This window comes from Vibrio sp. 1727, assembly GCF_033344415.1.
Taxonomy (GTDB): Bacteria; Pseudomonadota; Gammaproteobacteria; order Enterobacterales; family Vibrionaceae; genus Vibrio; species Vibrio alginolyticus.
Map to the genome: position 1 here is coordinate 29,537 of NZ_JAWPOT010000006.1, position 20,643 is coordinate 50,179.

Genomic DNA, 20,643 nt, shown 5'->3' on the forward strand with positions numbered 1-20,643 from the left:
TCATTTTCTGTTCGTTTGATTTCTTTTAAGTCAATTCGACCAAAGTTCGATCTTATTGGCTTAAAACGAAGCAATATAAATCTAGCTTTCAGTTCGTTTTGTCCCATGAAACATTAAGGCGTTTAATAGTTGCTGACCCTTTTTAGCAATCTTCCCACAACATTAGGGTGATAAGACCAAGTGTGATCAAACATCGACATTAATGCAGGATTTCCGTATTTCGATAAGCTAATCGCGTGAAAACGGTTTTTCTTCGCTTTGAGCGCATCCACTTTGGCCAGTAACTCGTCTTGTTGTTTTGGCGCAATAAAGTCGGAAATGACTACCATGTCTGCGTTTTTATATTTATCACCGCTCATCAAGTCGATGGATTTAATCAAAGTTGGCTCTAAGTCTGTACCACCATGGAAGCTATAAGTTAGAAAGTCCGCCGCCTCGCGCAGACCATCTTGTTTGGTTAGTTCGTATGTAATGTGTTCCGTAGAAAAAATAATGACATAGCAATCACGTTGCTCCGCTAGTGCGATTTGCATCAGAGCATAAGCCATGGCTTTGGCGCATTGCTCAGGAAAGCCACTCATGGAACCGGACGCGTCCACACAAACAATGAAGGGGCCTTTTTCGATATCTACCGCTTTATGGTCAGGTCGGTGAGCTTTAACTTTACGTAACGTGCGCGATTTGCCTTGTGTACGATAGTTCATGAGCCGTTTATCGACTAAGTGTTTATAGAACACAACTTCAAGTTCAGGATACGCCAAAAACATCGTTTCGTTGGGAAGTAGCTTATTTAGATCATCGCTTTCGTGAATACCGACAATATCATCCGTCGCCTCATCACTTTTCTCTTCGACCAATTGAAGTTCTTCAGTGGGCGCACGATTTAGTTCAGGATCATTTACTTGCCCCGCCATACGACCGAGTTGCTCCGCAATTTCTTGCAAGCCTTGGTGCTTCTTCAGAAACTCAGCATGGCGTTTCATCACCGTTAAGTCTGTTTTACTCAACTTGGCAGATGCCATATCCCACAGGCGCCCTACACTTTCAGCGTCACCCGACTCCGTGACTTTATCCATATTACGCATGGTTTCCATACGTTGATACAGGTCATTCAGCACCTTTTCTTTATTGGCTTCAAGCTCGCTTACTTGCGCTTGTTTTATAGCATCGGTGAGGCTTTGGTACCATTGATCACAAAAGTAATGAGGGAACATAGGGTTATTCATCCCTTTGTTCTTTTCCATCATTCGGCGAGCTTGCATGTAAAACGCAGAGTGCCATTCCAGCTTTTTAATCACATCTTCGATGTTTTCAAAAAACGCCTCTTCATCCCAATGAATAACCTCTTGATATAAAGACAGCTCTTGTTGGAAACGCTCTGTCTCACATACCTTGGTGATCCGTTTTTTAACACTGCCTCGCCACTTTAACAAGTGACCTTTGACCGAAGATTTAACGCCTCGGCTTTCTGCCATCATCATGACTTGTGAACGAGCCATCAAATCATTAACTGCGCTATCGATGATGCCGGAGTCGGCCACCATCAGCGCGAGGTTAAGTCCGTCTGCACCTAGCATGTCGTCTCCTTATGAGAAAAACTGATTTAAGTTTTTAAAGCGTTGGATAACTTTTTCACTTTCTGCTTGGATTGATTCAAGTCTCTGACTGACCTGTTGTAGACTCGACTCCATTAGGCGGGGTAGTTCAGGATCAACAAAGCTATGCGGAAGCGCATCATGAAAGTTCGCTTTCACCTTACGCATATGGTGTTCTGCCTCACTAAGCTGATTTACGGCTTTTTCGCTCTGCGTTAACCACTTTTGGTAGAGCTCTACATCCAAGCCCTCTTGAGTCACTAGGCTAACCAGAATGCCTCGGTTCGCGATATCACGGATAACTAGGTTATTCGCCGCGTCAACGTCAAATCGTAAACGGCACATGTTGGTGTTTTGATTGACGTAACCATACACATCACCGCTTCCCTCTTTAATGACTCGATCTAACTCATCTTTGGGTACATAAACCCAGCGGCTATCACCTTTTTCTGATTCTGAAACCGACATGTTGCTTTGCAAGACCACCAATTTAACTAAGTTAACGGCTGCGCCAACTTTGTACATCTTGGCTTTAGAGGTATCAAAGCGCATGGTTTCTTTGCGCAAAATACCCGTTGCCGCTTCAGACGTTAACGTCATGCGGTAGGCATCTTCAAGTTCATGTTGAACATCAACCAAAGACTCACGGCAGTACTCGATTTCCTGCTCCGCGTCTTGTTGATCAAATGCATGTTTTAAGGCGAACTCTTGAACCACTTCACGTACCACATCTCGCGATTCAGGACTGTTCCATAAACAATCTTGCAGCAGTAGAAGGTCAAGCGGATTGATTTCATCGCGACCATTAAAAAACGCGCTCGCTTTTAACAACTTCACGGCTTTCTTCCAGCGGCGGTCAGAGACATACATGTCGGTATTGACCACATCACCAAACTGAGCTTCAACTTTGCTTTCTAACATCGTTTTAAGCTGGAAAAGCTTTTCGAATGCATTGTCGGTTAGCGTCAATTTGTCGAGCTGTTGTTGCCATTGATGATATTCTTCATCAGTTATCGCTAGGCCTTCTGGTACTTGTGCCTCTTGCGATGTGCCCACAGTCAACATCGACTTAAAGTTTTGTTTATTCTGAATTCGATTCACAAACACACGCACCAACATGCGGTCGTAGAGGGCATCCAATCCACTATCTTCATCGGGTAATTCATTGGAAGCCGATACCAACAGGCGCATTGGCACACGCTCGATATCGCTGCCATTTTTGAATGTTTTCTCATTAACCACTGTCAGCAATGTGTTAAGAATTGCAGGCCCCGCCTTCCAGATTTCATCCAAAAATACGACTTGTGCAGTTGGCAAATACCCTTTAGTTAAGCGAACATAACGGCCGTTGTCTTTTAGCTCTTGGATACTCAGTGGCCCAAACACCTCTTCAGGGGTTGAGAAGCGCGTCATCAGGTATTCGAAGTAACTGCTGTTATCGAACGCTTGGATGAGTCGTTTGGCAATTAAGCTTTTTGCAATACCAGGGGGGCCTAAAAGAAAAACACTTTCACCAGCAAGTGCAGCAAGAAGGCAGAGCTTGATCGTATGTTCACGCTCATAAACGCCATCCGTTAACGCTTTCGCCAATTTATTGATGCGTTCTGAGAGAAGCGCTTTTTCGGCATTTGAGGCAAATAAGGTTTGTGTCATACGTTCTCCGGCTACTGAAGTGGTATTGCGTTAACATTTTTATACACTTGTTATAACTTTGTTACAAATGTATTTTGTCGAATTCCCCTTATAGCAGATGCTTTTCCCCATCTTGACGAAGCAATCAAAGTTTCCATTTATGAGACATTGCTCACTTAAAGTGCAAACGCTTTCGTCGTGTTGCAGTATTTTTTGCTTTTGTTTCCCACCATTTGTGGTTAATGTCGAAAAACGTCAAAAATGCGGTAACAGCTAGGGTTCATAACTGCATGAGCAAGATAATTCATAAATGGAAGCAAATTTCTCTGATTGAAGAAGACGTTATGCTTCCTACAGGACAGGCAATTACGCACACCACAATCCATCATCCGGGCGCTGCAGTGATTCTCCCTATTACAGCGGAGGGTGAAATTGTCCTTGTCCACCAATTTCGGCCTTCACTTAATAAATGGCTATTGGAACTTCCTGCTGGTACCAGGGAAGGCAACGAAGAGCCACTCTGCTGCGCCAAAAGAGAGTTAGAGGAAGAAACTGGGTTTAGTGCAGAGAGATTCACGTCTCTCGGCCAAGTCACCCCTCTTGCCGGATTTTGTGATGAGATACAGTATCTATTTGTTGCCGAAAAGCTCAACAAAACAAACCGTTACGAGTGCGATGAAGACGAAGTGATTGAGGTCGTCACCTTGTCAATCAAGCAACTCGAAGAAAAGATTGTCGATGGCACGATCACCGATGCTAAAACGATCGCTTGCTTAAGCAAAGCGCGCCTTTGCGGATATATTTAGGACTTTGACCAAGGAGACATTCATGGATTTTCGATCAGATACCGTTACACAGCCCACCCAAGCCATGCGAGAAGCCATGTTTAAGGCCCCCGTTGGGGATGATGTTTATGGTGATGACCCTACGGTCAATGAGCTTGAAAAATTTGCTGCGCAGCTTGCTGGTTTCGAAGCAGCTTTGTTTACCACTTCAGGCACTCAAGCCAATCTGCTCGGTTTAATGGCGCATTGCGAGCGGGGAGATGAATATCTATGTGGGCAACAAGCACATAACTACAAATACGAAGCTGGTGGCGCGGCGGTTTTGGGATCAATTCAACCTCAACCAGTCGAAAATAACCCAGATGGCACGCTACCATTTGATAAACTGGCTGCTGCGATTAAACCAGATGATTGTCACTTTGCTCGCACTAAGCTTCTCAGCTTAGAAAACACAATTAATGGTAAAGTACTACCTCTGTCTTACTTAGCAGAAGCACGTGACTTCGTGAATAAACATAACTTGCAGATGCATCTAGATGGCGCTCGCGTTTTTAACGCAGCCGTTGCACTTGATGTTCCGGTAAAAGAGATCGGTCAGTACTTTGATTCAATGACGATCTGTCTGTCGAAAGGTCTGGCTGCCCCTGTTGGCTCGCTACTGCTTGGTAGCAAAGACTACATCGCAAAAGCACGTCGCTTAAGAAAGATGGTCGGCGGTGGTATGCGTCAAGCGGGTATTCTTGCCGCAGCAGGCAAACTTGCCCTTACCGAACAAGTGGAACAGCTAAAACAAGATCACATCAACGCAAAAACCTTAGCGGAAGGTTTAGCAGAACTGCCTGGTTTTTCAGTCAACCCTGAATTTGTTCAAACGAACATCGTGTTCGCGAAGCTTGCTCCTCAAGTGGACATAGTAAGTATCGCTGCGAAACTAAAGGAACAAAACATCACGATAACCCCTGGAAATCCAATTCGTTTTGTAACTCATAAAGATATTTCAGCGAAAGACATCGACACTTTCTTATCAAGTATAAAATCTCTACTTTAATTTGATTTTGATCATTGAGCTTCCCCTAAGGGGAAGCTTTATTGTATCGGCATGATTTTTAGCGAATAGATAACCTCCATGCTCAGATTTGTACTTCTAATCTCTTTTATTTTCTCTTCCGCTATCCATGCCGAGCCGTTTGGTGATGCTGATAAAGGTAAAATCAAATCACCTAGCTGTGTCTATTGTCACGGTGTTACAGGCATCGCAACGAACAACACCTATCCAAGCCTGGCTGGTCAAAATGCTCAGTACCTTTACAATGCAATGAAATCTTATCAAGCCGGTGAGCGTAAAGGGCCACTTGCAGAAATGATGGCAGCACAGTTAAAAATGTTAAATGATGAAGACCTTCGTGATGTCGCTGCTTTTTATGCAGAACAGACAGAAATCAAGTGATTAGATCACCTGTAGATGTACTATGAAAGCTCGTGAATCATCCAAACTCAACGCATATTGAAACATTAACCTAACATTTGACCACAAAACAATCAAATTAACTTCACTTCAAATATTTGATGAATTTATAGTTCAACATAAGCATTAATATTGACTTTTTATTCTATTTTATCGATATTTCATGCTTTATTGAATTTGACGTGAAGTAAGTTATGTCTCACACACATGCGCAACCAGCAGACTCGGTTGCTACCCCTAAGTCGTGGCAGATGCCAGATACCCTCATTTTGATCTTCATTGTTGGTATTCTTGCTGCGATTCTTACCTACTTAATTCCTGCTGGTCATTTTGATAGCCAACAGGTGACCTACATGGTCGACGGTGCAGAAAAAACTCGCACAGTTATCGATCCTTCTTCTTTCTCTTATGCAACCGACGAAAACGGTGAATTGGTTTACAACAAAGTTGGCCTGTTTGCTTCTGGTGGTGGCATTGGTTTGATGAACTTCCCTTTCGAAGGGCTAGTTTCTGGCTCTAAATGGGGCAGCGCAATCGGCGTGATTATGTTCATGTTGGTTATCGGCGGTGCTTTCGGCGTTGTAATGCGCACAGGCACAATCGATAACGGTATCCTGCGCCTTATCGATAAGACCAAAGGTAACGAAGCGCTATTCATTCCAGTGCTATTTTTGCTGTTCTCGCTAGGCGGTGCGGTATTTGGTATGGGTGAGGAAGCCGTAGCGTTTGCGATTATTATCGCGCCGCTTATGGTTCGCCTTGGTTATGATGGTATCACTACGGTAATGGTTACCTATGTTGCGACTCAAATTGGCTTCGCTACTTCTTGGATGAACCCTTTTTCCGTAGCTATTGCGCAAGGCATTGCTGGTGTACCTGTTTTATCCGGCATGACAGTACGCATGGGGTTATGGGCTGGCTTTACGTTAATCGGTATCGCTTTCACAATGATCTACGCCGCTCGTGTGAAGTCAAATCCTAAACTTTCTTACAGCCATCGCACAGACCAGTATTTCCGTCAGCAAGAGCTTGGCAATCAAGATTCTCGTTGGAACCTAGGTGACACACTCGTTATCCTTACGGTTATTGCGACCACGGTGTGGGTCGTTTGGGGCGTGGTCGCTAACGCATGGTACATCCCAGAAATCGCTTCTCAATTTTTCACTATGGGCTTTGTTGTCGCGATCATCGGTACGATTTTCCGCCTGAACGGTATGACGCTGAACTGCGCAGCTGATGCATTTAAAGAAGGTGCAGCTATTATGCTTGCACCTGCCCTATTAGTGGGTTGTGCAAAAGGTGTATTGTTGATCCTTGGTGGTGGTACAACTGATGAAGCGAGTGTACTGAACTCAATTCTAAACAGTGCTGGCGGCGTGATTAGCGGGCTTCCTGACGTGGCTGCGGCATGGTTAATGTATGTATTCCAATCTATCTTCAACTTCTTCGTCACTTCGGGCTCTGGACAAGCGGCACTAACGATGCCTCTACTGGCCCCTCTGGCAGACATTGCAGGCGTTACACGCCAAGTGGCAGTTTTGTCATTCCAACTTGGCGATGGCTTTACTAACGTTATCGTCCCTACTTCGGCATCTCTCATGGCAACGCTTGGTGTCTGCCGTATCGACTGGGGTGACTGGGCAAAATTCTGCTGGCGATTTATTCTATTACTCTTTACCCTATCAAGTATCGTCGTTATCGCAGCTCATATTATGGGTTTTGCGTAAAACGAAACCAATTGGTAATTAAGGCGAGACATGTTCTCGCCTTATTAATATTCATGGTATGACGACGCTAAGGTTTTAGATTAGCTTATGGTTTTGGAGTGGTAACTTTAATGGCAACACAATTTCTCGATGACGTGATTCAAGGTCATCAAGTGATTCAATCTCTCAATGTAGCAGACCTAAATTCGGGCGAGCATAAGTTTTGGTTTCGCATCGCAACGAATGCTCTCTCTCAGTGGCAACACCTACCTGTGCTAGTGTTCAAAGGTGAAAAACCTGGCAAGAAGATCATGATTACCGCAGGGGTTCATGGTGATGAGTACAATGGTGTGTTAGCAGCGCAGAAAACTGCTCGAGAGCTCATCGGCACTGAAGTCGCTGGTACTGTCACTATTGTTCCAACCATTAACATGCCTGGTATGCTAAACCACAGCCGCGATTTCTATTCCGCAGACCCTGATGCGTCTCCTGCAAACTTAAACCGCTTTTTTCCTGGTGACCAAAACGGCAATGAGGCCCAACGTTACTTATATGCATTGTGGAATGATTTGCTCAAGCCAAATGCTGATTTAGCCATTGACGTTCACACTCAAACCAGTGGTGCTGCCTATCCACTTTACGTGTTTGCAGATTTCCGAATCGAGCAATCATTAGAAATGGCTCGCCTCATTAATCCTGATGCGATTTTAAATGATCCTGGAGATGCTGGCGTCCTTGAAACGGTCTGGAATAACCATGGTGTCCCAAGCATTACTGTTGAAGTAGGTATGGGGCGATACACCGAGCAAGAACTTATCAGTCGAACTGTAACAGGCATTTTTAATGTGCTGAAAAAGCATAACATTGTTGAAGGTGATATGGACCCTATTACGTCATGCTTGGAAGGAAACGAAATCATCAGTGTGAAAGCGACACACGGCGGCTTTGTACTGCCTCATGTCAGTTTGATGGATTTTGTCGAGCAAGGTCAACTTCTTGCGATTCAATACGACAGCTTTGGCGCTGAGATTAAACGCTACACCGCCCCAACAAGCGGCACAGTACTTAGCCACAATGTTGAATCTATTCGAGCACCAGGTTCCCTGATCGTTCGTTTGATTAAGTAAACCATAACCGTTTGTTGATAGAGCAACCTTTCGACGCTCACTCAAATTTATATAAGCCCCATCACGAGTAATCACAAATGATGGGGCTATATCCATTTTGACCACATTAAGTTACGCCGTAACAAATTACTGTTAAGCGAAATGACAAACTGAGCTCTTAATTAGGAAGCTTCCCCTCTGTCCGCTTTTTCAGCCACGCTGATGAACTTAAAGCTGCCGTTGTTTCTCTTGTTCAACAAAAATGAGCTCGTCGATAGCGAAACCTTTCTCTTTAGCTACGTACTTAAAGCGCTCCACTACTTTCTCATCAACATTAGGAGTTCTAGACAATAGCCACAAGTAGTCGTGGTTGTAACCGGAAACAAACGCATAGTCATAGTTTTCACCTAGCTCAAAAACAATGTAAGAAGAGTATATTGGCCCAAAAAAGGAAACCTTTAAGTGTCCAACCGTTTTATCTTCAACAAAATAAGCTTTGCCTTCAGCTTCTGACCACTGTCGCTCTTCTTCGGAATATCCACGGTTTATCACCTTAACCCCACCATCCTCGCGAACCTGATACTCAGCGGTAACGTTGGATAAGCCTCGCTCAAATGAATGGTCTAGGCGTGCAATTTCGTACCACTTACCTAGATATGGCTCTAAATCGAAATTATTGACGGGTTCCACCCCATCCGGCTTCGAGGTACAACCAAATAAAGTTGCAAGTGACAAAAGTAAAAATATTTTTATCGATTTCATACAACACCTAAATTTTAATTAGTGATTGATTTTACTCTAGAAGATAACAAATCGATCACTAAGCCGCACCATCGCCCTCATAGGTACACATCACAATTCTTCATCATCAATAGCGCGCTGAACACCGAAACCTCGTCATCTCAGCAAATCGATAACAAGATTGCTCTATTTTTGACTTACAAGCTGACCATGCTTGTACATTTTGTCAGCATTTAACCCTATGCATATAGAAACTTTGCACAACATAGACATTCGTAGGCATATCACCCTCCTATAATACGTTGCGTTATAGACAGAGGTTATTGTTATGAAATTAAAAACAGTGTCAGTTTGTGCACTTTTGGTGTTACTTGCAGGTTGTCAGCAGGAAAAGCCGAGCGAAACGACACAATTAACGACCTCGGCAGATGTATGTAATGCACAAGGAAACATGCCAGGTGGGTGGAATGAGTTTAACGCGACCCCTGATGCACAAAAGGCAATGGCCTTTGTTTTAAAGAAAATGGACACAATAGCGTCGTTTAAACAAATACTGAATGTTCACGCGCAAATCGTTAGCGGCGTCAACTATGCTATTGAGTTTGAATTGGATGATGGCTCTGTTTGGAACACGATTGTTTATCGCAACCTCGATGGCGAATATGCGATTACCCAATCGCCAAAAGAAGGCCACTTTTGCGAACAGTAGCGACTTAGTCAGAAAGCCCCTAACAATAGGGGCTTTTTGATCTAACAGTAATCACTGAATTAGACAGCGAAGCGACATTGAGATTTAATCGACACCGTTGAACCAAGTCTTGATGGTTCAACATCAATCCTCTGCGCCATTTGCTCTTTCAGCTCAGAAACGTGAGAAATAACACCGATCATGCGCCCAGTCTGTTGCAGGTCCACTAGCGTTTGAATAGCAAGATCTAAAGACTCTGGGTCTAAACTACCGAAGCCCTCATCAATAAATAAAGTGTCTAAACGGATACCGCCACTATAGGATTGCACAACATCCGACAAACCAAGTGCCAGAGCAAGCGCTGCCATAAATGATTCACCGCCGGAAAGTGTCGCAACATCACGCGTTTTTCCTGTGTAGCCATCTTCAACCATTAAATCTAAGCCGCGACCCGCAGCGCCTTTGAAGCCCTCTGTTTTTCGAGCAAGAATATAGCGCCCTTTACTCATAAGGCTTAAGCGTTGAGAGGCCTGAATCAGCACATCATCCAACAGTACACCAAGAACAAAGCGATGTAGGCTAACCCTGCTGCCTGTTTTACCGCTAGCAACGTCGTACAACGTACCAAAGACTTTGTATTCTTCTTCTAACTTACTATTTTTCTCATGCAACACGGCAATATCTTTACGAACCTTTTCAAGACGTTCAAATATTGAGCGTGTGGTATCAAGTTGATTCCTTACTTCAATATATTGCGCCTGCAGAGTGGTTAACCTGTCGTTAAACGACTCTAAATTAGGCCTTTCAAGATCTTTCAATGCATGATTTAAATCATGTAGTGTTTGCTCAAGCTTGGTTTGTGCCTGTTTGAAGCTGTCTATTTCTTGCTGCCAGGCTTGAAGTTCATCATCTCCCACTCGACTACTTAGATAATGGCTTTCATCTTCAAATTTACTCGCCTGTAGTGCCTCATTCCACGCTAATTCTGCTTGGCTAAGTTTTTGCTCTGACTCAGATAACCACTGCTTGTTCGTCGCTAAGTGACTTTCCGCATTTGATTTCTCCAATATCGCTTGCTGCAAAGCGTTTTGCGCCTTTTCTAAGCCTGTGTTCAAACTCAGAATTTGCTCTTTTGTCAGCAAAATTTCACGTTCAAGCAAGTCAGCGGAACTGTATTTTGGGTCAATAAAAGCTTGTAATTGAGCCAATTGTTCTTGGTTCGCTTTAACGGTTGATTCATTTGCCGCCATTTGATTCTGCAGCTCATGAATTTTATTTTCACCCACGACGCAGCGTTGATTAAGCTGTTCAACGTTGCTTTCTAGTTTTTCAATATCAATAGCTTGTAGACGTAGGAGTTGAGCATTAAGCGCTTGCAAATCATTTTGAACCGTCGAGATCTCAGATGTAGCATACTCACCCAACTCCTCTTTCAACTGGTTATACTGATTCTGATACTGACTAATGACAACGTTATGTTGTTCTAGCTGATTGCTTAGTTGGTTCAACAAGGTTTGAGCTTCTCGCTCTTTCGCTCTAGCCGCCTGAACTTGCTCTTTTGTAACGGCTTCTTCAACAAACGTTGTGGGGTTAGGATGCGTTTCGCTACCACACACCGGGCATGCTTCACCTGCTTTTAGTCGCTGCGCTAATACTGCTGCTTGAGCGTTGTGCCACTTAAGCTCTATCGTATCAGCGTCTTGTTGATACTGCATATAGCGCTGACTGGCTTCGTTTAGTGACTGCTGCTTACCTACAGTTAGCGCATTGAGTTTAGAGAGCTCTAAAGTAAGATCATGCAGCTTTTGTAGATCCTGTAGCAGCCGTTGTTTTTGTTTTATTTCCGCATCGATGCTGCCAATAAGCGCAACATCAACTCGTGCTTTCTCTAGCTCCTTCTGTCCCTGCTGGGCCTGTAACGTTAACTTATCTTTTAGTTCTATGTACTGTTTTAACGTTGCTTCAAATTGTTGTTTTTGTTGATAACCCGCCGTTATTTTACTTTCCAAATTGTCTTTCTCGACCAACTTGTTTTTCATACTTTCAAGCTGATACTGCAGTTGCGTTAACTGCGGGACCTTTGCCGCTGCCTCTTTTGCACTTTGCTGCAAGTTTTCTTGTTCTCTCGCAACGACATTAGCTTTTTCGAGACTCTCTTCCAAAGCTACGATTTTTTGCCTAAGCTCTTGCGTTTGAGCTTTTGCATTTTGTAATGAGATGTAGGGCAACTCTATCTTATTGGCATTTTTAGCGTTTTCTAATTGCTGTTGACGAGCTTTTATCGAATCTGAGTGTTCTAGATGCAGCTTGAGTGCGCTTTCTGCTTGCTCTCGTTTCGAAAACTCTCCATTCAAGGTTTCCGCTTTTTGCAATTCAGATTTAGCAGTATTGAGCTTATCTAACGCTGCTTGCTCATTCTTTTTATCAGACTCTAATTGCTTAGTTACTTGTTCCAGTTGTTGTAATAGTTCTTGTTCAGAACTCGCTTCTGCAACTTGTAAAGCACCTCGAATTTGATTATCAAATTCGCCTTTCGCTTTACTAATTGCACTCGCTTTATCTTTGAGCGCGTACTCAATTTTTTTATATATGTCAGTTTGAAAGAGCTGGCCAAAAATTTCTTCACGCTCTTTAGAGCTAGCAAGCAACAGTTCTCGGAATTTTCCTTGAGGCAACACCATAACTTGACGAAATTGAGTTTCATTCAAGCCAATAATATTGCTAACTTCAGTTTTAACCTGAGTCGTCTTGCTGGTGATAAGCGTTTCAGTCTCACCGAGTTCATAAAGAGCCGCAGTGTGCTTTTTAATCGTCATCCCTTCACCACGGGCCTTGGGCGCTTCCTGCTCAGGGGATCGAACAACTCGGTATTGTTTGCCGTGTAACGAAAATTCGAGAACTACTTCGGTTGGTAAGTCTTGCGCGGATAAGTCACACCGCATCTGAATACCTTGTCGCTCATTACCTGTGGTTTCACCATAAAGGGCGAAGCAAATGGCATCTAAGATCGACGTTTTACCGGAACCTGTAGGACCATTAATCAAAAATAGAGGGTTACTGCCAAGCTTCTCAAAATGAATGATTTCAGTTTTTGCAAACGGACCAAAGGCTTGCATGGTTAGTTTAATTGGTTTCATCTTTGGTCCCTATTGCTGTGATAATTGCTTAATAATGTCAGTAACAGCTTGCTCTTGCTCTTTAGACAACTGGCTATCTTGCGCCTCAATAAAAAAATCTCGGAACATATCAATTTCGCTTCGCGCCAACTTTGCTTGCGCCATTTCCTGCTCTACCCCAATTAACATGCCAGGTTTCTCAAGGTGTAAAACGTTTGGATACACTGAACGAAGTTTTTCCATTGGGTTTAAAATCGCATGTTTATCCATCAAACGAACTAACAAATAATCTTCATTCTTGGGGTCTGTTTTCCCTTGCTCAATAACTTTATCCAGCTCGCCCTCTACAATACGCATTTCATGAGGAGCCGTAAGATCAATATGCTTTGCAGAAACGAATCCTTTCTTGTCCAGTTCAACTAACGTGAAACCTTTTCTCTGGTTCTGTTCACCAAAGCTATACTTCATGAGAGAGCCAGAGTAACGGATATGCTCTGCGCCTTTCTTTTGAGGCTGATGCAAATGACCAAGTGCGACGTAGTCAAAATCTAAGAAGTGTTCATGACTCACGCGATCAGAACCACCAATAGATAATGGTCGTTCAGAGTCTGACTCGATAGCCCCATCAACAAAACAGTGACTCACGAGCACGCGCTTTTGCTTAGAGATAAAGCGCTCTTTAATTTGCTCAACAAGCAATTGATGAGCCTCATCATGAGTGGATACCGAGGCTTTGTAGGCAAACCTGACCTGTTCAGGGTCGTTATAAGGCATACCATAAAACGCGACCTCGTCCGCAGAGTCCGTTTTTATGATGATGGGAGTGAGCATCTCTTCAAAGTTGCTAACAATATGGAGACCTGCATTTTTCATTTGCTCTGAGCCGAAACCTAACCTTTCTGCACCATCATGGTTGCCAGATATCAATATCATTGGTGTTTCTAACTCGGTACAAATGCGTTTCACGACTCGATTTAACAGTTCTATTGCAACCGTTGGTGGCACCGAACGGTCATAGATATCTCCCGCCACTACAACTGCATCGACGGGGTTGCGTTCAATATAGTTAATCAGTTGTTCGAGTACTGCTTGTTGATCTTCGAGTAGTGATACGTTGTGGAATTGTCGACCAAGATGCCAATCTGAGGTGTGGATAAACTTCATTCGAATTCACTTTCCGCCAATTCTATGAGTAGGCTTGCTTCTGTCAGAGTCCATGTACCGTTTATAAAAAGGAATGCGTCACGGGTGGGATCTCGAACAAGCCAAAACTCAAGTTATTTAATTTCGGTAAGGATATCTTGAGTCGAACAGCTTTTCATGTGGTTTGTGTTCTATGGCTGGCTATTTAATCAGAAAGCGAGAAGAACACTGTAAAAACGCGGTGAGCAAAGCTATTTTGAAAAGCAAGCTGCGCCTAGTCATTGTCCAAACATCATTAAAGGGCCAGTTTCGAGTCAATCCCCCATAACATTTGCATCACTAAAACCTCAGCTACTACTAGAAGGAAAAGCAATAGCCAGACCTATTAACTACGCCAATTGTATATTACTCCTACCGCATAGCCATCTGACTCGATGTCCGCTTGCAACACGTGAAAGTCTGGGCAGGGGCTGCTTCTTTGAAGCTCATCAATCACTAACGCTTTTAAAACGCCGCCACATGCACCCAATCCGCCAAGTTTGATATCAACAAATTGATACTGAGTTTGATCGGTCACCCACGGAGACAAGAATTGCATTGAGTTTAACCATTGCGGTTCTTCCTTATTAACGGATAAATACAATTGACTGAGTGGATGTTCACAACTTACTCCTAATTGCTTAAACACCTTGTCCACGGCGATGCGTTGTTGTTTGGCATCTAAATCAATTCGAACAACATCAGGCACAAGACCTGAATGTCGAAAAAAACACTTGGTTAAAATGATAGAGCTTTGAGGTTTGACATGCCCTTCTACATCACTCGTAACCTCTATAGCCAGTATCCAAGTCGCTTGCGTTTCATTAACTTCACGATTTATCCGATTTAGTGCCATCAAAAATGCAGCTTGGCCATAAGGATAAAAGTAAATTTCAGTATTGACAGTTTGGCCAACGAAAATAGAAAGCTCGCTTATCAATGCTTTAAGCAAACTTTTGTCCACCGAAGATGGTAAAAGAACACAGAGATTCCCCTTGATATCAGCTTGCTCAAGACTCTCGCGCTCAGAGCGCACGAGGCTTAATATATGCTCATCTATTGATTGAGCAAAGTCAGGGGGTCGGATTTCCTCGGACAATCTAAAAGAATCATCAGCTATCTCGCGAACGGTGTGTGAACGGCCATTAAAGGATAGAAGATGCGTTTGAAATGCGAGTGGCATCTAGCCTCCGATTAAAACCGTAGGCATACCAGATAGAATTTTGCCACCATGAGACGTTGAATCGCCGACTCTCGCGGCTGGTTTACCGTTGATTGTTACGCTAGAAGAACCTGCAGAGATACTATCCGGAGGACCGATACAAATAAGCTTGTCGCCTTGTCTTGCCGCAGGTATCCCGCCAATCGTTACGTTTGGTGAACCAACAACGACGGGACCACCGACATGCGGTATCTTTCCTGTTTTTTTAGGGCAAAGATGAAAGCTGCCCAAAATTGCGGCTGGTTTACCCACTTTAAGTCACCTTAGTTCAATGAAATTTGCCCAGCTTTAAGAGCAATAGCTGAGCCGTTAATGGATATTTTATTACCTTTGATATTGATTTCTCCAGAGCTAGACATCTGAATAGAAGCACCACCTACTTTGATCTCGACGCTCTTTCCTGCATTAAAAGACAGTACTTCACCCGTTTCATTCGAAAAGTTTTTACCTACTTTCAAGCTCGCGTTCTGACCAACCTCTTGATTAACATCATTGGTCACTTTTTCGGTTTTACTGTTTTCAACGGCGATATCAACACAGTCTTCAACTAGCATTTGGAACAGTTTTTCAGCATGAAGATAAATGTGCTCTTCACCAGGCTTATCATCGAAGCGCAACTCATTAAAATTGGATGTACCTTTTTGTACAGAGCGTGATTTATAACCACTCTGAGAACTTTGCTCTGGTAAAGCGTAAGGAGGGAGTTGACTACCGTTATATAGTGACCCCGTAACGATTGGTTGATCAGGGTCTCCGTTAACAAACTCGACGATGACCTCTTGTCCGACTCTAGGGTGAAACACCGACCCCCATCCGTTACCTGCAATATTTTGCGCAACACGAATCCAACATGAACTATTTACATCGTATTTACCAACACGGTCCCAGTGAAACTGAACTTTGATACGGCCATGTTTGTCTATGTAAATTTCACCATCTTTGTTCCCCGTAACTACTGCGGTTTGCAAACCTTTCATCTGAGGTTTCGGGTAGTTAACTGAAGGACGCAGGATTGTCTTTGAGTCAACACAACTAAACGAGACTTTGACACCTTGCGCACCGGTCCCACCTTGACCAGTCTGGTTATAAACAGCAGCAGACAAAAAAACAGAAGACAGTACATATTCTTTGCCGACTCGAGATTTATCTTCATGCTTTTTAAACTTGAAGCACTTGCCCACACTGAATGTTCTGCACGTAGCCTCGCCACGACACAAATATGCATTTTGCTGTAGTGCTTCTATTGCATGCGTGTTTCTCAGTGCGTATTGATCATTGCTCTCCATTTCACCCATGTATTCAAAATACTCGCTTCCAGGTACTGTAAAAAAATCACTTTCACCCTTTGCAGTATTTTTAGGATTCGAAGAAGGCTTGAGCATGTTATAGCCTGACTTTTGACTCGCTTTAGTAGTCAGAATTTGCGTTTCATGCCAAGAAGAAATGTGGCTAGATTTCGCCGTACCTGTATCAAAATCGACTAAAAACTCAGTACCCGGCTTATAAAAACTGATGTCATCAAAAATATTGAGCGTATGGGCAGACTTAGTATGTGTAAAACAAAATGATAGCCCCTCTTCCGATAACAGACGTCGAACAAATTCAAGATCTGATTCTTCATATTGTACTTTGTACGTGTATTTAGGATAGGACTTGGTTAGCTCAAAACTAAAGGCAACACTATGCTCCGATAGTACTTCAGAGATAATTTCCTTTATATCTTTATGCTGAAATATTCTGCAATTTTTTCGATATTCAGCGAAACGTAATTTAGGCTCTATTAATAATTCTATGTTTTTATAATTTTCGCCTTTATGTGTATTAGAAACCCTTTTCCCTTCTAATCTTGCAGCAGAAACGTAACCATGCATATAACGAGGATTTGAAGAAACATCCTCATTATTTTCAAGGGTAATGGTAACTTCCTTACCAATAATTTCGTTTAACTCACTTCGTTGATCATTAAAGTAAGCTTTAGCACGCAATGAAAAAAGTTCTGAGATCTCTTCTTTATACTCAAACGAGTTTAGTATGATGGCATCTTTACCGAATGGGGAAGAAATTCGGATGAAATTGTTATCTTGAGTTGCTCTTTTCATTAAATACTTCTTTCAAAAAAATGCGGAGGAATACTCCCCCGCATGAAAATTACATTTGTTGACCTTTAACACCGCTGTAGCCGTATACCAATGGAGCAGAAGTGTTGTTCTTATCGTCAGTAGGAGTCACTGTCATCATCATTTCTGTGTAAGAAATTGTGATAGTTTCAACTGGACGATCGTCTTGGATAGAAACTGAGTAGTTAGAAATCATCGCATCAGTCAGTTCGATCTTCATGATCTCTTCAACCTTCTCACCCTGCTTAGTAATATGGAAAACCGCTGGTTTACCTTTACCAATCGTCGCTTCTTTAAATAAGTCAGGAGAAGAACGGTCTTGAAGTTTAGTGATAGTCAAATCATATAGACGAGTAGCGCTCGCTTCACGGTCCATCGCTGTACCAGTGTATGATGAGATCTCACGACCTACACTCCAATCTACAGATAGTAGTGTAATCAAATCTTTGTATTGCTCGGCTGTTGCCTCACCCTTAATATCTGCGTATTTAAGATACGTATTAGACTGCATGCTAATCTCCTATAGCATTATTAATTGACATATATCGTAGTAATTTAATTATCTGACGTTTGGTGATAATTAGTGATTAATGTATCAAAAACTTCATTTTAAATACGCCCTGTTATATCTTTAAATAAGATTTAATTTAAGCGTTTTTTATAAAAAATAATAGTTAATATGAACCAACTCCCAATTATTATTGAGAGTGTAAAGGATGTTAAACTATTGAGACATCAAGTCCACTAGTTGTACCTTTAACAATAATTTCATCAAACGTCTTATCATTAAGAATTGCATGCAATATTTCATGAGAAATCTTCGGAAGCAATGTATTTTCTATGGTTGTTTGTACCACACGCGCACCACTGCCAGACTCATTGCTATTGTCTACAATATCATTAATTAGTTCCTCATCAAAAAACAGGTCAGCGTTATAGTGCTTACGAATACGAGTCGTAATTTTATCCAACTTTAATTTTGTTATTTCTATCAATACTTTTCTTGATAGAGGCAAATAAGGTAATACGTTCACACGCCCTAAAAATGCAGGTTTAAAGTCGACCAACAAATCATCGCGTAAAGCATCTTTTAGTGCTGACGGCTCAGGAGATAAATCAGGATCAGAATACAAAGACATCGTCGTTTCGGTCCCTGTGTTCGCGGTCATAATAATAATAGTGTTTTTAAAGTCTATATCTCGACCTTCACCGTCTTTAATTGAGCCTTTATCAAACACCTGATAAAAAATATCTTGAACACCAGGGTGCGCTTTTTCCATTTCATCGAGGAGAATTACACTATAAGGTTTACGTCTAACAGCTTCAGTCAGTACACCTCCTTCTCCATAACCGACATAACCAGGAGGAGAACCTAATAGCAATGAGACTTTATGCTCTTCCTTAAATTCCGACATATTGATAGTCGTGACATTTTCTTCACTACCATAGACTTTCTCTGCAATCGCCAAAGCCGATTCGGTTTTACCCACTCCGCTTGGTCCGGTTAGGAGAAATACACCATTTGGTCGTGTCTCATCCGTGAGCTGCGCACTCGCGGTTTTTATCACTTCAGACATGAGCTCTAAAGCGTGATCCTGCCCGACAACTCGCTTACACAAACTTTCTTTCAAACCCAATACTGCTTGGATTTCATCATCCTGAAGTTTACCTAGCGGTATACCGGTCCAATCCGAAATAACTTCTGCGATTAGCGCTTCATTTACATGCGAAAAAACTAAGGGCTGTGAGTTAGCGGAAAGGTTATTTTCAAGCTCTTGTAACTTGTCTCTAGCAGTTTCAGAACCCTCCTGGATTATTTGGGTTCTAAGTGACTTAGCTTCATTTACCCATTCTTTTTCTTTTTCCCAAAGTACTTCTAATTCAATAATGTCATTAGATAGCGCATCAATCTCTTTTCGGACACCTTGCAGCTGCACATCAAGAGATGCTCCTAGCCGACTCTCTTGGCTAAGATGCTCATACTCAGCTTGCTTTGCTTTAAGTTTGTTTCTTTTCGCATCTAGGCCTCCCGGTGTAGATGACTGACTTAACGCAACTCGAGAACAGGCCGTATCCAAAACAGAAACCGCTTTATCTGGCAGTTGACGACCATTAATGTATCGAGCTGACAGTTGGACCGCTGCATTGAGAGCTTGGTTAGTGATATGAACATCGTGGTGTTGTGCCATTACATCAAGTAAGCCTCGTAACATTTCGATCGCGAGTTCAGGGGCAGGCTCATCAACCTTTACGACTTGAAAACGCCTAGTTAAAGCTGCATCTTTTTCAAAATACTTTTTATACTCTGCCCACGTTGTTGCTGCGATCGTTCTGAGTTCACCTCTCGCTAATGCTGGCTTCAGAATATTCGCCGCATCACCTTGGCCCGCTTGCCCACCACCGCCAATTAGGCCATGAGCTTCATCAATGAACAATATAATAGGCTGTGGAGCGTCGTTTACTTCCTTAACAAGGTTCTTAAGCCTGTTTTCAAACTCACCTTTCATGCCTGCGCCGGCTTGCAGTAACGCCAAATCCAGAGACTTAATTGCCACATTTTGCAGAGCGGGAGGTACATCGCCATCAATGATCTTTTGCGCCAAACCTTCAACAACGGCTGTTTTTCCAACACCAGCTTCTCCCGTAAGAATCGGGTTGTTTTGTCGGCGTCTTAATAAAATATCGATCATTAGGCGAATTTCATTATCTCTACCAATCACCGGATCTATTTTACCTTCCCTAGCTTGCTCAGTAAGGTCTGTTGTAAATTGATTCAAGGCGGAATTCGCGTTTGACTGCGCTAAGTCATTCGATCTTGATTGAGGCGCATTACTTTCTTTAAAGTTCAATAAGCGAGATGGTTCTATCTTGTTTAGTTCAGGACTAATCGAACCAGCCATGTTGACTAACGTATCATCAGACAAGTAGGCAAATAAAAGATGGATGCACCCCAACTGTTCTTGATTGAATTCAATGGTTGCAGACAACAAGGCATTTTGCATAACAGTCACCGTATGAGCTGATAGCCCAGGCACCGACTGGCATCCTGTTTTGTATTTTTCTAATGCCTTTTGAATATCGGTTTCAACCTTGATTTTATCGACATCAAATTCGTCAAAAACTTCAGAGTAAATATCGTCAGGATGGCGGATAATCATCATTAACCAGTGAGACATTTCAATACTGTGATGAGTTCGGGAGCTTGCCATCGCAGCTGCCTGTTCAAGTGTTTCCTTAGCCTGAGGAGACAATCTTTCGACCAACGCTGAAAGTGAGAGTGAAGCCATT

General features: G+C 42.7%; 16 protein-coding genes. 6 read left to right on the top strand and 10 right to left on the bottom strand.

The window, feature by feature from the left end; translation table 11 throughout:
• Nucleotides 1-122: 122 nt before the first annotated feature.
• Nucleotides 123-1,577, bottom strand: a complete 1,455-nt coding sequence (gene viaA / locus R8O10_RS08080) for an ATPase RavA stimulator ViaA (RefSeq protein WP_318191273.1) — start codon at nucleotides 1,575-1,577, stop codon at nucleotides 123-125.
• Nucleotides 1,578-1,586: 9 nt separating this feature from the next.
• Nucleotides 1,587-3,248 carry an ATPase RavA domain-containing protein gene (locus R8O10_RS08085; RefSeq protein WP_064369231.1) on the bottom strand — a complete coding sequence of 554 codons (1,662 nt, stop codon included), beginning with the start codon at nucleotides 3,246-3,248 and terminating at the stop codon, nucleotides 1,587-1,589.
• Between the two features lie 269 nt (nucleotides 3,249-3,517).
• Between R8O10_RS08085 and R8O10_RS08090 the strand changes: the two genes are divergently transcribed.
• The 5 genes from R8O10_RS08090 to R8O10_RS08110 all read left to right on the top strand — a co-directional run bounded on the left by R8O10_RS08090 (nucleotide 3,518) and on the right by R8O10_RS08110 (nucleotide 8,310).
• Nucleotides 3,518-4,033, top strand: coding sequence for an NUDIX hydrolase (locus tag R8O10_RS08090; RefSeq protein WP_318191274.1), 516 nt, complete (start codon nucleotides 3,518-3,520; stop codon nucleotides 4,031-4,033).
• 22 nt (nucleotides 4,034-4,055) lie between these two features.
• Nucleotides 4,056-5,060, top strand: coding sequence for a low-specificity L-threonine aldolase (gene ltaE / locus R8O10_RS08095; RefSeq protein WP_042520986.1), 1,005 nt, complete (start codon nucleotides 4,056-4,058; stop codon nucleotides 5,058-5,060).
• 78 nt (nucleotides 5,061-5,138) lie between these two features.
• Entirely contained in the window at nucleotides 5,139-5,459 is a 321-nt protein-coding gene (locus R8O10_RS08100; RefSeq protein ID WP_017633643.1) for a c-type cytochrome, read from the top strand.
• Between the two features lie 212 nt (nucleotides 5,460-5,671).
• Nucleotides 5,672-7,204, top strand: a complete 1,533-nt coding sequence (gene yfcC / locus R8O10_RS08105; protein ID WP_005387492.1) for a putative basic amino acid antiporter YfcC — start codon at nucleotides 5,672-5,674, stop codon at nucleotides 7,202-7,204.
• Between the two features lie 110 nt (nucleotides 7,205-7,314).
• Nucleotides 7,315-8,310, top strand: coding sequence for a succinylglutamate desuccinylase/aspartoacylase family protein (locus tag R8O10_RS08110; RefSeq protein ID WP_042520988.1), 996 nt, complete (start codon nucleotides 7,315-7,317; stop codon nucleotides 8,308-8,310).
• Nucleotides 8,311-8,517: 207 nt separating this feature from the next.
• Here R8O10_RS08110 and R8O10_RS08115 read toward each other — a convergent pair whose 3' ends face one another.
• Nucleotides 8,518-9,051, bottom strand: a complete 534-nt coding sequence (locus tag R8O10_RS08115; protein ID WP_017820207.1) for a lipocalin family protein — start codon at nucleotides 9,049-9,051, stop codon at nucleotides 8,518-8,520.
• 307 nt (nucleotides 9,052-9,358) lie between these two features.
• On the opposite strand from R8O10_RS08115, the gene R8O10_RS08120 reads away from it, so the two are divergent.
• On the top strand, nucleotides 9,359-9,739 hold the full coding sequence (locus tag R8O10_RS08120) for a cystatin domain-containing protein (RefSeq protein WP_005387498.1): 381 nt from the start codon (nucleotides 9,359-9,361) through the stop codon (nucleotides 9,737-9,739).
• Nucleotides 9,740-9,798: 59 nt separating this feature from the next.
• On the opposite strand, the gene R8O10_RS08125 is transcribed toward R8O10_RS08120, so the two are convergent.
• The 7 genes from R8O10_RS08125 to tssH all read right to left on the bottom strand — a co-directional run bounded on the left by R8O10_RS08125 (nucleotide 9,799) and on the right by tssH (nucleotide 20,642).
• A complete protein-coding gene (locus R8O10_RS08125) occupies nucleotides 9,799-12,855 on the bottom strand; it encodes an SMC family ATPase (protein WP_318191275.1) in 3,057 nt (1,018 codons plus the stop codon).
• 9 nt (nucleotides 12,856-12,864) lie between these two features.
• Entirely contained in the window at nucleotides 12,865-13,998 is a 1,134-nt protein-coding gene (locus R8O10_RS08130; RefSeq protein WP_005375971.1) for an exonuclease SbcCD subunit D, read from the bottom strand.
• Nucleotides 13,999-14,362: 364 nt separating this feature from the next.
• Nucleotides 14,363-15,199, bottom strand: a complete 837-nt coding sequence (locus R8O10_RS08135) for an NAD/NADP transhydrogenase subunit beta (protein ID WP_213907645.1) — start codon at nucleotides 15,197-15,199, stop codon at nucleotides 14,363-14,365.
• Nucleotides 15,200-15,490 carry a PAAR domain-containing protein gene (locus tag R8O10_RS08140; RefSeq protein ID WP_005375969.1) on the bottom strand — a complete coding sequence of 97 codons (291 nt, stop codon included), beginning with the start codon at nucleotides 15,488-15,490 and terminating at the stop codon, nucleotides 15,200-15,202.
• Nucleotides 15,491-15,501: 11 nt separating this feature from the next.
• Nucleotides 15,502-17,337 (bottom strand): type VI secretion system tip protein TssI/VgrG, encoded by a 1,836-nt coding sequence (gene tssI / locus R8O10_RS08145; protein WP_115386668.1) that lies wholly within the window; start codon nucleotides 17,335-17,337, stop codon nucleotides 15,502-15,504.
• A 49-nt stretch (nucleotides 17,338-17,386) separates the two neighbouring features.
• Nucleotides 17,387-17,866: an Hcp family type VI secretion system effector gene (locus R8O10_RS08150; RefSeq protein ID WP_005375967.1), complete on the bottom strand. Its 480-nt coding sequence runs from the start codon at nucleotides 17,864-17,866 to the stop codon at nucleotides 17,387-17,389.
• Nucleotides 17,867-18,074: 208 nt separating this feature from the next.
• Nucleotides 18,075-20,642 (bottom strand): type VI secretion system ATPase TssH, encoded by a 2,568-nt coding sequence (gene tssH, locus R8O10_RS08155; RefSeq protein WP_017820212.1) that lies wholly within the window; start codon nucleotides 20,640-20,642, stop codon nucleotides 18,075-18,077.
• Nucleotide 20,643 lies beyond the last annotated feature (1 nt).

What these genes read in the sequence shown, in the direction of transcription:
- viaA (WP_318191273.1), bottom strand. Translation starts at nt 1,577, where the DNA reads ATGCTAGGTGCAGACGGACTTAACCTCGCGCTGATGGTGGCCGACTCC.
- R8O10_RS08085 (WP_064369231.1), bottom strand. Translation starts at nt 3,248, where the DNA reads ATGACACAAACCTTATTTGCCTCAAATGCCGAAAAAGCGCTTCTCTCA.
- R8O10_RS08090 (WP_318191274.1), top strand. Translation starts at nt 3,518, where the DNA reads ATGAGCAAGATAATTCATAAATGGAAGCAAATTTCTCTGATTGAAGAA.
- ltaE (WP_042520986.1), top strand. Translation starts at nt 4,056, where the DNA reads ATGGATTTTCGATCAGATACCGTTACACAGCCCACCCAAGCCATGCGA.
- R8O10_RS08100 (WP_017633643.1), top strand. Translation starts at nt 5,139, where the DNA reads ATGCTCAGATTTGTACTTCTAATCTCTTTTATTTTCTCTTCCGCTATC.
- yfcC (WP_005387492.1), top strand. Translation starts at nt 5,672, where the DNA reads ATGTCTCACACACATGCGCAACCAGCAGACTCGGTTGCTACCCCTAAG.
- R8O10_RS08110 (WP_042520988.1), top strand. Translation starts at nt 7,315, where the DNA reads ATGGCAACACAATTTCTCGATGACGTGATTCAAGGTCATCAAGTGATT.
- R8O10_RS08115 (WP_017820207.1), bottom strand. Translation starts at nt 9,051, where the DNA reads ATGAAATCGATAAAAATATTTTTACTTTTGTCACTTGCAACTTTATTT.
- R8O10_RS08120 (WP_005387498.1), top strand. Translation starts at nt 9,359, where the DNA reads ATGAAATTAAAAACAGTGTCAGTTTGTGCACTTTTGGTGTTACTTGCA.
- R8O10_RS08125 (WP_318191275.1), bottom strand. Translation starts at nt 12,855, where the DNA reads ATGAAACCAATTAAACTAACCATGCAAGCCTTTGGTCCGTTTGCAAAA.
- R8O10_RS08130 (WP_005375971.1), bottom strand. Translation starts at nt 13,998, where the DNA reads ATGAAGTTTATCCACACCTCAGATTGGCATCTTGGTCGACAATTCCAC.
- R8O10_RS08135 (WP_213907645.1), bottom strand. Translation starts at nt 15,199, where the DNA reads ATGCCACTCGCATTTCAAACGCATCTTCTATCCTTTAATGGCCGTTCA.
- tssI (WP_115386668.1), bottom strand. Translation starts at nt 17,337, where the DNA reads ATGAAAAGAGCAACTCAAGATAACAATTTCATCCGAATTTCTTCCCCA.
- R8O10_RS08150 (WP_005375967.1), bottom strand. Translation starts at nt 17,866, where the DNA reads ATGCAGTCTAATACGTATCTTAAATACGCAGATATTAAGGGTGAGGCA.
- tssH (WP_017820212.1), bottom strand. Translation starts at nt 20,642, where the DNA reads ATGGCTTCACTCTCACTTTCAGCGTTGGTCGAAAGATTGTCTCCTCAG.